The 13391-nt window shown below is 33.5% G+C and carries 14 protein-coding genes; 4 read left to right on the top strand and 10 right to left on the bottom strand.

The genetic code is table 11. The annotated features are described in order from the left end of the window. Positions 1–55: 55 nt before the first annotated feature. The 8 genes from ACRDEC_RS10355 to ACRDEC_RS10320 form a co-directional block, all read right to left on the bottom strand. Positions 56–874, bottom strand: a complete 819-nt coding sequence (locus ACRDEC_RS10355; RefSeq protein ID WP_431498265.1) for a MerR family transcriptional regulator — start codon at positions 872–874, stop codon at positions 56–58. Between the two features lie 90 nt (positions 875–964). Next, positions 965–1210, bottom strand: coding sequence for a DUF2188 domain-containing protein (locus ACRDEC_RS10350; protein WP_431498264.1), 246 nt, complete (start codon positions 1208–1210; stop codon positions 965–967). Between the two features lie 28 nt (positions 1211–1238). After that, positions 1239–2564, bottom strand: coding sequence for a HesA/MoeB/ThiF family protein (locus ACRDEC_RS10345; RefSeq protein ID WP_431498263.1), 1326 nt, complete (start codon positions 2562–2564; stop codon positions 1239–1241). Beyond that, on the bottom strand, positions 2561–2899 hold the full coding sequence (locus ACRDEC_RS10340; protein WP_431498262.1) for a hypothetical protein: 339 nt from the start codon (positions 2897–2899) through the stop codon (positions 2561–2563). The genes ACRDEC_RS10345 and ACRDEC_RS10340 overlap by 4 nt, the downstream gene beginning before the upstream one ends. A 9-nt stretch (positions 2900–2908) precedes the next feature. Further along, a complete protein-coding gene (locus ACRDEC_RS10335; protein ID WP_431498261.1) occupies positions 2909–3385 on the bottom strand; it encodes a multiubiquitin domain-containing protein in 477 nt (158 codons plus the stop codon). A gap of 325 nt (positions 3386–3710) precedes the next feature. Next, positions 3711–6194 carry a S8 family peptidase gene (locus ACRDEC_RS10330; protein WP_431498260.1) on the bottom strand — a complete coding sequence of 828 codons (2484 nt, stop codon included), beginning with the start codon at positions 6192–6194 and terminating at the stop codon, positions 3711–3713. Between the two features lie 3 nt (positions 6195–6197). After that, positions 6198–7385 carry an AAA family ATPase gene (locus ACRDEC_RS10325; protein WP_431498259.1) on the bottom strand — a complete coding sequence of 396 codons (1188 nt, stop codon included), beginning with the start codon at positions 7383–7385 and terminating at the stop codon, positions 6198–6200. Between the two features lie 232 nt (positions 7386–7617). After that, a complete protein-coding gene (locus ACRDEC_RS10320) occupies positions 7618–8391 on the bottom strand; it encodes a hypothetical protein (protein ID WP_431498258.1) in 774 nt (257 codons plus the stop codon). A gap of 93 nt (positions 8392–8484) precedes the next feature. Here ACRDEC_RS10320 and ACRDEC_RS10315 point away from each other — a divergent pair, with 93 nt between their 5' ends. Continuing rightward, a complete protein-coding gene (locus ACRDEC_RS10315; RefSeq protein ID WP_431498257.1) occupies positions 8485–8709 on the top strand; it encodes a helix-turn-helix domain-containing protein in 225 nt (74 codons plus the stop codon). On the opposite strand, the gene ACRDEC_RS10310 is transcribed toward ACRDEC_RS10315, so the two are convergent. Next, a complete protein-coding gene (locus ACRDEC_RS10310; RefSeq protein WP_431498256.1) occupies positions 8675–9361 on the bottom strand; it encodes a recombinase family protein in 687 nt (228 codons plus the stop codon). The two genes, ACRDEC_RS10315 and ACRDEC_RS10310, sit on opposite strands and share 35 nt — an antisense overlap. 40 nt (positions 9362–9401) lie before the next feature. Continuing rightward, on the bottom strand, positions 9402–9866 hold the full coding sequence (locus ACRDEC_RS10305) for a DUF488 family protein (protein WP_431498255.1): 465 nt from the start codon (positions 9864–9866) through the stop codon (positions 9402–9404). A gap of 243 nt (positions 9867–10109) precedes the next feature. On the opposite strand from ACRDEC_RS10305, the gene ACRDEC_RS10300 reads away from it, so the two are divergent. From ACRDEC_RS10300 to ACRDEC_RS10290, 3 genes are all read left to right on the top strand, one after another. After that, positions 10110–10580, top strand: a complete 471-nt coding sequence (locus ACRDEC_RS10300) for a hypothetical protein (protein WP_431498254.1) — start codon at positions 10110–10112, stop codon at positions 10578–10580. 67 nt (positions 10581–10647) lie between these two features. After that, positions 10648–11643 (top strand): hypothetical protein, encoded by a 996-nt coding sequence (locus tag ACRDEC_RS10295; protein WP_431498253.1) that lies wholly within the window; start codon positions 10648–10650, stop codon positions 11641–11643. Between the two features lie 164 nt (positions 11644–11807). Next, the coding region (locus ACRDEC_RS10290; protein ID WP_431498252.1) for a sacsin N-terminal ATP-binding-like domain-containing protein at positions 11808–13391 on the top strand (1584 nt) is incomplete at its 3' end.

Below are 13391 nucleotides of genomic sequence, written 5' to 3'. Positions count from 1 at the left end.
TTCCTGAGGTTTTCAATAAATTAGTATTCGCAAAAAGGTGGAGGTTTTCCATCCGTTAAATTTTAAATTTTTCTGAAGAATTGATGTTTACAATCTTTCCTTTTTCTGTTCTTATTTCAATATTTTGATATGAGGCATTGTTGATTATATCAATTATCTTTTCTTTATTGCCAAGCTGCCTGTTACCTTCCACTAAATAAATATCACCATCTTTCATTCTGATTTTAATTTCTTGGAAGTCGCCAGTTCTAATAAAATATAAGACTTTCATTTCACTTGCTTTTAATTCATTGTCAAGTCCCAAATTTCCAAGTAATTCAAAATTATTATTTGGAAATATCTGATTAGCTAAATAAAAAAAATTGAATACTATATGAGGTGGCAAATTGCTGGATTTAATTGTTTCTGAATAAACCGATGTTGTAGTCACACTTGTAGTTCCGTCTTTATAAATTATCATTAAGTATGGCTCCTTAAGGATTGAATGGATTAGAGCAAACTCAATCAGCTTGAAGTTCTGAATACTTTCATCAAAAAGTTCTTCTCTAACCCTAACAATTTTATCTAAATCCAAACCAAAATCTCTTAACTCACTTACAATATCAATCCAAATTGATTCGATTCGATCAAAATAAAACCAGCCTCCTTCGGTATTTTGCTCCGCTTTGATAACACCTTTTTTGACCCAATAACTTATAACACGCTTGGATTGTTCTGTACGCTTTCTTGATTTCTCTTCGTGGAAATTTTCTTTAAGATCTTTGTCTAATAAAAAATTTAGTAGGTTTTCCGAAAGATCTTGATAGATTTCTTCCTTTATCCTTTGATCTATCTTTTCCTGTTCTTTCTTTATTTTCGCAATATCTAATCCCATAACATTGTTTTTTATAATGTAAAGATAATATAAAAAATGATGTTACAAAAAAAAGACGCCCGAAGGCATCCTTTAATTATTGTATTATGATTAATACTTTGTGTCTTTTGACGACTTTGGGTCATTACCTGGTTTAACAGTATCACTATCCCTAATCGGTCCAGCGTTAGGTCTATGAATCCTAACTTCCCCACCACCTGAATTTGCCGAATATTGCTTTGCTAACTTTTCAGCCTCTTTTTGAGTGCTGACAATTGCAGAAGCTCTATCACCGTTTTCTTTTTTCACATTCCATCCCTCTTGTCCTTTTTTCTGCGTAACATGATAATTTGCCATTTTACAAAAGTTTAAATTAATACCTATTTTATATTTTAACATATAGCGGTTTTCCCGCATTTTTAATCAGAAAGTGTTCGCATTTATCTGCAGTAAACTGTTTACGTACATGATCCGTTACTTTACCTCCATTGCCATCATATGACAGATAAACACCTTCTTTACTTTTAGTCCAACCCGTCACTAAATCAACAAAAACTCCAACGGCAGACGAAGCTAAAACACCATTTGGCCAAACCACTTGTGGCCTTCCTCCTGTATTGCCATACTTTGCAGCCTCCTTTGCTAGTTTTTCTTCAGTCAAAAACCCATAACAACTCATACATGACGACCCCGGCATGGATAAAATAATCTGACCACTCATAAAATAGCCGCCGGAATTATAAACATCCATACCAATATCAATCAACGGTATTAAAAACCGCCTGCATTCCGACTCTAATTGTTGCCTTTCCGTATAAGAATCTACACACCCAAAAACAATATCGCAGTTTTGTAACTCTTCCACAGCTCGCTGCCACTTATTCTCAACTAATGTTAAATTTGATTTAGGGAAAATTTTTGTGATGACACGTTTAGCAATACTTGTTTTTAAAATTGCTTTTTTAACATCTGTATAAACACCTCCTACCAATCGATTTAGATTTGTAATTTCAATTTTATCATCATCAAAAATGGTTATATTTTTAACCCCAATGTGAGCTAGCTGTTGACCAATATGTGAGCCTCCACCACCATATCCAATTATTCCTACTCTAATGTTTTCAAATAAAAACTGTGAGTTTGCACCTAAAAAAGATTGCCTGTCAAACATTAAATCTTTTCCTGTGCTCTTATTTGAATATTGTAATATGAAAGGTTTACCCACAACACTTATTAAATCAGCCTCTAATAAATTATCCGAAGCCTCAATCTTTATACTTGAATAAAAAGCATTCTTACTCAAAATTAAAAAGCCATTTGCATGCTTAGGAGCTATATTTTCAAAGCTTTTCACTACTGCTGGCAAACTTTTTTCATCTGTAGAACTTGGATAGGGTTTACCTGAATGATTATGTAGATGTACGTGGAAGCATCCACAACTTTGATCAAAAGTAGCCTGCATTGATTTCCTTATCGCTGTCGAATTAATTTTTGCTCCAACACTATAATCTTCGATATAATCCTCATCATTAACTGGTTGATAATCCGTTGCAATTATCAAAGTAACTCCTGAAGATAAATTAACAGTCTTTGCAAACAAAAAACCTACTCGCTCGAAAGCAAAAGGATGTGAACGCTCTAAATCTAAAAGCATTTTTCCATGCAAATGCTCTGGAATCCTAAATTTTATATTTGTTTTTTTACTTTTCATCTTAAGGCGCTTAAATGAATTTGCAACATTTCTGCTAATCGCAATCCCGAATTAACTTTCCACGAAATTGCATACCAGTTTTCTCCAAGAATTCTAACTCCATTTCTGTTCCAATTACGAGTAGGACACCCAGTAACCATTGCAGAATAAAAAAGGCTCGATTCATAACCATCTTTATGTGATGGACACAATAACGCATTAACAACATTTGGTTTGCAGTAATCAGGAAGCTGCAAGTTGTCAATTCTGACATAAGTATAACCCCCTTCCTGAGCCATGCTCAGGTCTGGGGCTATGCTTTTCAATTCTTTAATCTGATCTTCAGAAAAATTCATTATTCAATATTAAGATGAAGAACCATCCTTAACGTGGCTAAAAAACTTTTCACAACCCTTAATCAAGACCGAAGAATTATCCGCTAACGGCGTTAACTTACCATTAATTAATTCCTCAAGCTCATGAGCTGTTGGAACTCCTCCTAGGTTTTTAATTTCCACAACAGAGTGTTTACCTCGAGAAATGAGATAAGGTTTATCGTTGATGTGAATTTCTACCAGTCTAGGAACTTCATGTTTGTGAGAAAAGAACTGTTCAATTCCTCCACGAGCTAGATCTACTTCTGTTTCATCGAAAATAACTTCATCCTCCCAAGGTCTCTCTATATCAAGAAACAACTTGTCATCTTTAGGAATGTCTCCAAGTTTTTTTACTTCTGCTCCAGAAATGTATTGCTCTTTCCAGTCATATTTTTTACCGTTGATTACTAATTCTAACGATGGCTTTCCATCTCCGCATGATGGATTTTTAATTTCTTCTGTCATTTTTTCTTTTTTTTAACAGACATGCCAATAGATTAAATCAGATACCATGTAGGCATATACAAGTCACCTGTGCAACAATGTTTTTCGTATTACACTTGCACAGGTCATAGAAACTACTACCTTTGTAATACAATTTAGAAAAAAGGGATAGCAAAAGGTGATAAGCCTCTTGTTTGTAAGTCCGCAAAAACTTTAATCCTTTAAATACAGCCCAATTCACTGGTTGCAACAGTAAATTGGGTTTTTTATTTTATTTTTTTTTATCAGCTATATCATTTAGTTATTACTCTTACATTAATTTTAATATTTTCATATATTGATTGTATTAAACTCTTGGAACAATACGCGCTGCCGTTTTAATATCCACTGCCTGAACCCCTAAAGACTGAAGCATCTGCCTCATATCAGTGAAAACTGGTTTTTCTCCATTCGGGTCAGAAATAGTCAATATTGCCGTAAACGGAACGCCTTCAACAGGTATGGTTACACCATCTCTTGCAAGATATTCTACATCTAAACTCCAATCTGTAGTTGGACCAACTCCTCGGAAAGTTTTTTCATATACTTTTACAGGACTCCATTTAAAAGAATGTTCAATCTGATCTTTTTCAAAGTGACTATCTCCTTCCTCAGGCGTATATACAGCTTTTAAACGCCCTAAATAATGCCCATCATTTTGCAGCTGACGTAAATGAGCGTCTATATTTATCCTAACAAACTCAGCACCGTATTTGTAGTCAAACCTTGGAGTACTCACTATAGTGAGTTTAGCATAACCAAAACATTTACCATCTTTCATCAAACTAGAAGGCCAAGAAAATTTAAAACTCATTTTATGTTTATTAATCACTCTGTTAGCAAAGACCAGAGTAATACTCGAAGGATCTCCTTCCAAAATTTCATCTGATCCTTTTGGTATTCCAAAACCAACCAAATGCTTTGTTACAGTTCTCAGGTTTTTATCATTAAGTGCTTCTGGCAATACAGCATTATGAACACTTAGTCCAATAAGGGTTTCTCGTGAAACATCACCTTCAATTGAATGGTCAAGACTTGCCAAAGTTTTGGCTACATTTGGAGCAGCATAACTTGTACCACAACCATCCACCACTTTACCTGTTGTGTCTAAAGATAATAATCCATGCCCATGTTCAGGATGACGCGTTCCAGAACCCCCAATATGAGCAAAGTCTGGTTTAAGTCCAACTCTTAGACCAGGACCTCTACAACTATAATTACTTAAAGCATAAGGAACAACACCATCCATATGAGGTGGATTAAGCGCTGAAACACTAACATTTCTACAACTTTCAGCAGGTTTTTTAATTGCATCGTTTCTCGACGAGGCTAAAATTTTTAGAGCTTCAAAGACATCTTCTGGCCATTCCTTTCTCATATCAACTGGCCCAGTGTTTCCAGCTGAAATAACAAAAATAACATCATTTTCTTCAGCAATTTTATCCAATAGTTGAGCAAATAAACTATACCCAGAAGTTGATGCATGCTCATCAACATTCATACTAAAGTTAAATATCCTTACACCTGTTCTTGATTTAAGATCCTGAACCGCAGCTTCTAACTCAGAAAAAAATTGAAATGGCTTAGGGAAATAAGTGTCATATCTACTTGCAATGGGTAAAATATCCAAATCTATTATTTTGCACCCATCCACTTCCTTACAAATTGCATTTCCATTAAGCGATTGTCCCATTATTGTTAAACCAGCTATAAAAGTTCCGTGATTCTCATCTTTGTCTGATGAACTAATAAGATTCCACCTGTCTTCTAACCAATCACCGTAAACATCAGAAACCCCACCATCAACTACACATATTTTTGGATATGACACTCCTTCAACAAGTGGAGGAATACCATAACTACTTCCTCTACTAATTTTACTCCCAGATTCGCTTTGAGTAATAATTGGGGGCAAAGCAATTTTTTTAACAAGCGGATGTCCACCTAAAAAATCCATTAGCAAACTGTGTTTTTCAACATCGAAATCTATTTCCTTTTTTTCACCAATTTTATTCGTTGATGATGGTGATGGTAAAAATTGTATTGAAGGAGCTGAGACAGCTTTTTCTAATTTAATTCCAAAAATTACTGCAGCTCCTTTACCAGCAATAACTCTTGAAACAATTAAACCATTACTAATATTTTTTAATCCGTCAAAAAAACTTTTAAAAAGTTCAAGCTTATCAGAGCTCAATAAATCCCAGTCTTGCCTTTGAGGTGGATCAGAAAACAACTCTACCAAATAAGAGCCTCCACTTTGTGGTTTAGATAACCATTCAATACCTTCATTTATGGAGAATTTTCTTTTATCACTTGCAGTATATGGCTTTATATCTTCAATTGCACCGATTTCACTTCGCAATCTTGAAGGATTAGGTTCATCTTTTCCAGTAATTTTATTTTGTTTATATCTTGTTTCTGTTTCAACCTTGCTAACAGCATTACCAATCTTCGTAACACTTTCAGGAGTTAATTCTACAAATAGTTCTCCTAAATCACCTGCTCCAACAATTCGAGCAATTTCACTTTTAAAAACTTGAGATGTTGGGCGATGGCTTTTTGCTAAGGCAGTTTGCTTTAAAATTACCTTAGCATAAGAAATCTTAGAATAACTACTCACCAATTGAAGGCTCTTAATCTCGTTTAGTTGTTTTTGCAAATTATCACGATGACCTATAAATTCCAAGTCATTGCCTGCAAAGAAATCCTTTGAACCACCACCACGCTGATTTTCCAATGCTTGAATAAAGTCATTGGTATTTAAAACAATTTGAACGGGACTATTTGCCATATTTTATATTTTTTCTGAGTCTTTAAATTTTGCTAATTGTTTGCTAAGCGACGAAGGTGTAATTCTAAACAAGGATGCTATATCTTTCTGTTTAAAAGCATATGTCTTATCATTTAGCAACATTGCGATAAAATCTTCATCGTTATGCAGCATTATATTTCTTTTTACTAAATTCACCCTTCCTGAGTTAAGTAGCGCAAATTGCTTCATTACTGAAATAATACTGCTCTCTTTTTCTAAAACAAATGTTCTTTTTAGCCATTTTGACAACATTTCAGCATCGGCTCCAGAAGAACCTTCAAGACACCATGCAAGAAATTTTATTTCACTATCTTCAAATTCTAAAGGGGTTATGAATTTTTTTAACAAATGAACCATCACTTCAGCAGAAGGCTTAGGTATTTCGATTTGAATATCAAATCTTCTCCAAATTGCAGGATCCAACAAACTCTCGTGATTAGTTACGCCAATAGTGAAACCTCTTTCATGACGAGAATCTAAACTTTGCAATAAAGTATTTACTACTCTTTTCACCTCTCCAACCTCCTGAGGGTCATTTCGCAGCTTAGCAATTGCATCAAATTCATCAAGTAATAAAATACATTTATATTTATTAGCAAATGCAAATAAGCTTCCAATATTACGCGATGTTGTACCCAAATAAGAAGACATTAACCCTTCTAAACGAGCCAAAACCACAGGCATGCCTATCTGTTTCGCTATCCATTTTGCAAGATGCGTTTTACCACTTCCCGGAACACCATAAATCAAACATGAACTTGCAGGTATTGCATTTATTTCCAGCAACTTATCAAACTCCATCCATTCATTCACAATCGACTGTATTGCTATTTGAATATTTTCGTCAAATAAAGGCATTTCAAGAGGTAAGTTTTCTGGGAAGAAAATTTCCGCAAGTGGGGTAGATGTTTCTTTATCAACAGGAATGGCTGTTTTGACAGTTAATTTCTCACCACCAGCCATAACAAATGACTGTTGAATTTTACTTGGAGACATCTCTAAGCTACCTTTTGAAGAAGACAATAAGCCTTCAAGAGATTTCGCCTCTTTACTATAGCCATCTTTCTCCAAACTTTCCTTTAACCTCTCGATTTGATGTATAATCGCCTCATTGGGAGTTATTAGAGCTGATCTTGATAAAGCTTGTATTATGTTGAAATACTTAATCATTTTTTTGGGGTTTGTTATTTTGTTATACAAATATATAATATTATTTCCAATAACAAGATATTTATTTCCAAAAAAAGATATTTATTTCCATAATTTGATTTAACTTTCCTTTTTAAACATTTTTTAGCCAATATCAACTAAACAGACAACAAAAAGAGAGCATCTGAATAGTATTGATAATCTGAATAAAAAACAGCCCTTAAAAGGACTGTTAATATATGTTGAAAAAACATTAATGACTCTTCGGCAGCTTCTTAATTTCCATTCTTAAAAACTTGGAATGAATGGACTTGAAATTTATGCTAAATGTTACTCCGCCGATTACAGCACTAGCTCCATCTGTATCAAAATTATTCTTAATCCATTCTCTGGCTTTCTCTGGTTCTGAATTTTTATATTGTGATGCGGCAACATATTCTAAGAACGCCTCTACCTCTTTTTGATTGTTCCCAGAATTATCGATTGCAGTAGCTTCTATTTCAATAATTTCTTCTGGAGAGCATCCAGTTATAACTACGCTAAATTTTCCATTAGGCAAGCTTAATCCACAGTATATAGATGTGTGGTCTGATTTTATTTGTTTGTCAATTTTAAACCCTTTATTTTCGAAATTAGGGTATATGTCAGCTGCAATCATATCTGGTATAATGTAAAAATCATCTCCGCCGTAATCACAAATCTTATATTCAAACTCCGTCTCTGATTTTATTTCCACATTCTCTTTGACCACAGAGTCAGTTACAACAAGTTTGTCTTTCTTGCTTTTCGACAAACCTTTCTTGTTGGCAATACCTGCCGAGAACAAAAACAACAAAATATAGAATGTATATCTAAATGGCTTTTTATTCCAAAATTCAAATCTTGCAGAAAGTTCGCTAGAGACGATAGGTAAAATAATAACTCCCAACATTAACATTAACAAGCCTCCAAAAAGCGATCTATTCATTATTGTACCTAATCCTGCAATAATTACTATAATTGCTAAAGCCAATTTAATTTTTTTCATGATAAAATAGTTTTGTATTGAATATGTAAATCTACGCATAATGACAAATTTGTCATTACAAACATCAATATATTTTCAAACTTTTGCTGACACATGAGTCAGCAAATAAAAAATACAGAACTATTATCCACTGTAGCTAAAAGATTGAAAAATCTGAGAAGCGAAAAAGGCTTGTCTCAAGAAGAAGTGTACAATGACACTAACATTCATATTGCCAGAATAGAAACTGGTAAGTTTAATATCTCTATTTCTACATTAAACGCCTTGTGTGAATATTATTCAATTAGTTTGGAGAAATTCTTCTCTGATGAATTTTAAAACGTTCAAACAAAACCATAACCTGCTTTTGTTGAAATTCCTTATTCCTCCTCGTTTTAAAACCAGATGCATTGAGCTCTTGCGTGATTTTATAGAAAGTTTTTCCTTGACTATGAAGTGCCATAATTAATGCAGTAGCCTTAGTATTGTTTTCATTTTCCAAAGCATTCAACTGTCTTTTTTGAAGACCTTTCTCTCTTGCAGCCAAATTCAAATTTTGTGGAGTGCCTAATTTTTTCCCTTGTCGTTTTAGCTCCGCTAGAGCATCTTTAGTCCTCTGACTTGTCCGTTCTCGTTCTTCTTGAGCCAATACAGCCATAATTCCGATAGTTACTGAATTAGCGTCTGGCATATCTGTGCATTTAAACTTCACCTGACTATCTTTCAAAGTAAAAATAAAAGTAGCATTTCTACTTAATCGATCTAGCTTGGCAATTAACAAAATTGCTTCGTGACGTTTACAAAGCTCAATTGCTTTGAGTAAGTTAGGACGATTATTTTTCTTCCCAGATTCAATATCTGTAAGTTCATCAATCAATTCATCATCTGAATTGAGAAAGTTACTTACCGCTGATTTTTGAGCTTCAATACCTAACCCTGAATTACCTTGCTTTTGCGTACTAACACGGTAATATGCTATATATTTTTCCATTAGTTACTTTTTTTAAAGGGATGTTTGTAAAACTTAACTATTAGAAAAGCTCATTCAAAATAGTACCGTCTTTGTCAATGTGTCTAACGTCAAAACCATTTGCTTGAAGGTAATCACCAATCAAAGCTTTTCTGTGACAATACAGTGGAGATTGTTCTGAGCACATCAGAGCTGTTTTAAGCCCCTCATGATTAATATTTATCACTTCTTCTATACCGATTGTAAAAAATACTTTAGATTGGATTTTTTGATAATCAACTTCATAGTTAGTATAGCAATCCAAATCTGATGGTTTGCCTCCAAGCTCATAACCTAAAAACAAATACCGGATATTGTGGTTGATTAAATGTAATTCTAACTTCTTGCTTCTGAAGTCTGGGTTAAAACGTGAAAATGGATTAGTACGAACATCTATTAAAATCTGAATCTCGTATTTTTGAAGTAATTGGATAAAAACCTGAATGCTTCTGTTCCCGTAGCCGATTGTGTAAATCTCTGAACTCATTTATTTTTTATAAATCTATTCAGAATTTAACTTTTAACCTGACGTTTTGAGCTTTTTTTTTAAGGAAAAAACCTAACACCAGATTCATCATCCAGTTGCAAGGTTTTCAAGTATTGCAATAGTTAGGCTTAGATGTTTAGGCTTTTGTAAATTAAAGCCATACATATCTAACTCATTACCGATAATTTTATTTAGTTTTATAATTCAGATAACCAAGTCAGCAGTAACCTTAAAAAGAACACCATGAAAAGAATCGACAAAACAATTGATTATAAAGGATATACAGTCCATATATTCAGGGGATTGCCAGATAGTAATGACTTGAATCTAGATCAAGAAATTAAAATAAAAATATCTAAAACAGGAGAAAACATAAGAGGAGAATTAATTCTAAGACCCTTATGGATATTTGATGAAGATGAAAATGATGATCCAGATTTTGCTTACAAACTTAAATATCAAACTGGGGATTATTTTCAACAAACCTTTAACTCTAATCCAAAACGTCAAGGTATTGCCTCTATTTTACACGATTTCATAATTGATCATAAAAATGATTGTGATTTAAATAATATTTTTTCAACGAATTCTGATGAAGATGAATATGGAATTACAATAGAAGCAAATAGTTTTTGGGAAAAAAGAGTCAGTCTCGATAAAGATGAAAAAGATGAAACTTTGAATCGTTTTAAAATAAAATTCCCAACTTCTTAAAGGTGGCGGGACTTTAGCAGCAATCTTTGACGACTACTAACCATTTACAAAAGAAGCAACATAAAAAATGAGAAAATTACTTTTAAGAAACGTTGGTGATGGGCTAAATCTTATCATCAATAATAAAAGTCATCACGACTTAACAGTTGATTTTGGAGGTGACGAAAACGTTCATTCCTATTGTTATTTTGACAACAGTTTTTTACTATCTCATTTCCATGCTGACCATTATAACGGTATTTTGAATTGTCATCATCATCCTTTTTGTCATTGGAACTTGGAAAATTTTTATCATCCTGCAATGCCAACTTTTGCGGAAGCAAAAGAATTTTTTATGAGTCTTTTAACAATGAACATTAGAATTTCAAATAATCACCCTATACAAAACACAATTTTTGATTACGTTAGAAGACTAAATAGAAGACCCTTAAATTTTAGAGCGGTTTCTAAGGGAGACATTGTCGTTTGTGGCAGGCGTAAATATGAAATCTTGTGGCCACCAAAAGAACTTATAGAAGAAGACGCATTAACAGACATTAGAAACGCAATTAAAGACTTCGAAGAAGCAAAAGAAAGTGATAGACAACTGAGTGAAATTTACCAAAACATCAGTCTTAGATATGCAGAAGTTGAAAACATAAACAATATAGAAGCAGAAAATACGAGCGACATAAATCGTTTAACAGAATTTGAAGGTAATCTTTCTGAAATTGTTCAAAAAGCAAATAAATCATTACGTAAAGCATCTAATAGACTAAGCATAGCTTTTAGACAAGATGACAATCTTCTTTTTTTAGGCGACCTTGAAAGTAGTGAAATAAATTCAGTAGTTACTGACTTAGTGAACAATCACAATACTGTATATGATATTCTTATTGCAGCACACCACGGAACTCATTGGCATAGAAGTTTGACTTCTATTAACGCTAACATTTGTTTAGCTTCTATCGGACAGACCCTAAAAAGAAATATTAAATACGAATACAAAGGGATTTCTAACAAGTTGGTACGAACAGACGAATGGGGAGATATAATAATCACAAAAAGAAACCGAGTAAGATAACTATAAATACACACAAAAAGACAAGGCAGCTGCTAACAGCACATTTGCAAACCGTTACTGGTCAGTGTAAAAAGACAACGATAATGAAAATACGACCAAAACAATTGCTACCGAAAAAATACAAATATTTAACAGCATGACTTTTGCCAACTGAGTAATTTTTTATGGAGACACAAACATCAAGAGCCAATTTATATTTATACAAAACCCAGCGTAATGATCTAAAGCAACACGCTGATAAAATTATTCAGGGTATCAAGAAAATTGGGCCTAACCATGCCAAAAGAGCCATTTGGGAGCTGTTTCAAAATGCGGTGGATTTGAGTCCTTCATGTGAGATTAATCTCAATCTTACAGATACCGAACTCATCTTTTCACATAATGGTGTGCCATTTACCATGCATACCTTAGATTGTTTGTTTACACAGGTTAGTTCAAAAACCCTTACAGAAAAGAAATTAGAAAGAGAAGAAGCTGACCCTATTGGTCAATATGGTACTGGTTTTATGACTTCACATTCTTTTGGTGATGTGGTAAAAGTAAGTGGTGCTATTCAAGATGAATTTGAAGGGGAAGAATCAAATAATTCTGCACAAGGACATATAAATTTCACCGACCTTGTAATTGACCGCAGTACTCAAGATTGGGAGAAACTATGCGATAAAATAAGTAATCTCCGTAAGAAGGTTACAGAATTGTTGAATGAACCACTCACCTTTGAAGAGTTACCCAAAACAGTCTTTAAATTTGGTTACAACAACGACTTAAATAAGAAAAGAGCATTTGATGCCACTGAGTCACTCAAAACAATTCTACCTTATGTAATGATTTTCAATGACAGATTGAAGAAGGTCACTGTTATTGATAATCTTGGCAATACAACTACTTACATAAAAAATGAAGTAGAAGTAAACAATGAGCATTTTCATACACGAGAAATACAGGTAAATGACGTAATCAAAAAAATCAGCTATCTCAAAACGGATAGATTAATCATTATACTTCCCATTGAGAATAACATATCTGTTGAAGGGTTTATTGGAAAAGCTGAAGTATTACCACCAAATTTACCGAGACTTTTTCTTTTTTATCCACTTATCGGGACAGAGCATTTCGGATTCAACTTTGTCATTCACTCTAAAAACTTTCAGCCTACCGAACCACGAGACGGATTACATCTGAATTCAGAAAATGAAAAAAACAAGACTGAAGAAATAGTCAATCAAAAACTAATGCAAGAGGCATCTGATTTGATTTTTTCATTCTTGGAAAACAATCTTTCAAAAATTAAAAAGCCGCATTTGTTAGCCGAAATCAACTTTTCAGTTAGTACTGATGATACTGAACTGAACAAGTACTTTATAGAACTAAAAAACAAGTGGACTGATAAGTTTAAGACACTTCCGTTTGTAGAAACTCAAACTTCAAGGATATCGGCACAAAAAGCAGTTTTTCTTAATGAGTCAGTCATTAATGAAGCTGTTGAACCTACCCTAACATCCATTTACAATATTGTTGGTCGTTTTTATGAAAATGTACCAAAACAAGACCTTATATCCATCTGGACTAAACTCATTGATAATTGGAATATTTTGGATATACAAAAAATTGGGTTTACCGATATTACCGACAAAATTCAAGAGAAGGAAACAATTCAATCTTTCGACAAATCTGGGCTAATTCTTTTATACAAAGAAATGATTCGAAAGGATCAAATAGAATTATTCGACAAAGCCATAATACCTTAC

Origin of the sequence: Flavobacterium sp. (assembly GCF_050696275.1) — a bacterium.
Taxonomy (GTDB): Bacteria; Bacteroidota; Bacteroidia; order Flavobacteriales; family Flavobacteriaceae; genus Flavobacterium.
The sequence above is the reverse complement of the archived record's forward strand: the minus strand, read 5'-3'. Positions and strand labels throughout refer to the sequence as shown.

Excerpts from the sequence above, each read along its gene's own strand:
- ACRDEC_RS10310 (WP_431498256.1), bottom strand. The coding sequence starts at position 9,361 with ATGGAAAAATATATAGCATATTACCGTGTTAGTACGCAAAAGCAAGGT.
- ACRDEC_RS10315 (WP_431498257.1), top strand. The coding sequence starts at position 8,485 with ATGAGTCAGCAAATAAAAAATACAGAACTATTATCCACTGTAGCTAAA.
- ACRDEC_RS10355 (WP_431498265.1), bottom strand. The coding sequence starts at position 874 with ATGGGATTAGATATTGCGAAAATAAAGAAAGAACAGGAAAAGATAGAT.
- ACRDEC_RS10295 (WP_431498253.1), top strand. The coding sequence starts at position 10,648 with ATGAGAAAATTACTTTTAAGAAACGTTGGTGATGGGCTAAATCTTATC.
- ACRDEC_RS10305 (WP_431498255.1), bottom strand. The coding sequence starts at position 9,866 with ATGAGTTCAGAGATTTACACAATCGGCTACGGGAACAGAAGCATTCAG.
- ACRDEC_RS10345 (WP_431498263.1), bottom strand. The coding sequence starts at position 2,564 with ATGAAAAGTAAAAAAACAAATATAAAATTTAGGATTCCAGAGCATTTG.
- ACRDEC_RS10325 (WP_431498259.1), bottom strand. The coding sequence starts at position 7,385 with ATGATTAAGTATTTCAACATAATACAAGCTTTATCAAGATCAGCTCTA.
- ACRDEC_RS10330 (WP_431498260.1), bottom strand. The coding sequence starts at position 6,194 with ATGGCAAATAGTCCCGTTCAAATTGTTTTAAATACCAATGACTTTATT.
- ACRDEC_RS10320 (WP_431498258.1), bottom strand. The coding sequence starts at position 8,391 with ATGAAAAAAATTAAATTGGCTTTAGCAATTATAGTAATTATTGCAGGA.
- ACRDEC_RS10350 (WP_431498264.1), bottom strand. The coding sequence starts at position 1,210 with ATGGCAAATTATCATGTTACGCAGAAAAAAGGACAAGAGGGATGGAAT.
- ACRDEC_RS10340 (WP_431498262.1), bottom strand. The coding sequence starts at position 2,899 with ATGAATTTTTCTGAAGATCAGATTAAAGAATTGAAAAGCATAGCCCCA.
- ACRDEC_RS10300 (WP_431498254.1), top strand. The coding sequence starts at position 10,110 with ATGAAAAGAATCGACAAAACAATTGATTATAAAGGATATACAGTCCAT.
- ACRDEC_RS10335 (WP_431498261.1), bottom strand. The coding sequence starts at position 3,385 with ATGACAGAAGAAATTAAAAATCCATCATGCGGAGATGGAAAGCCATCG.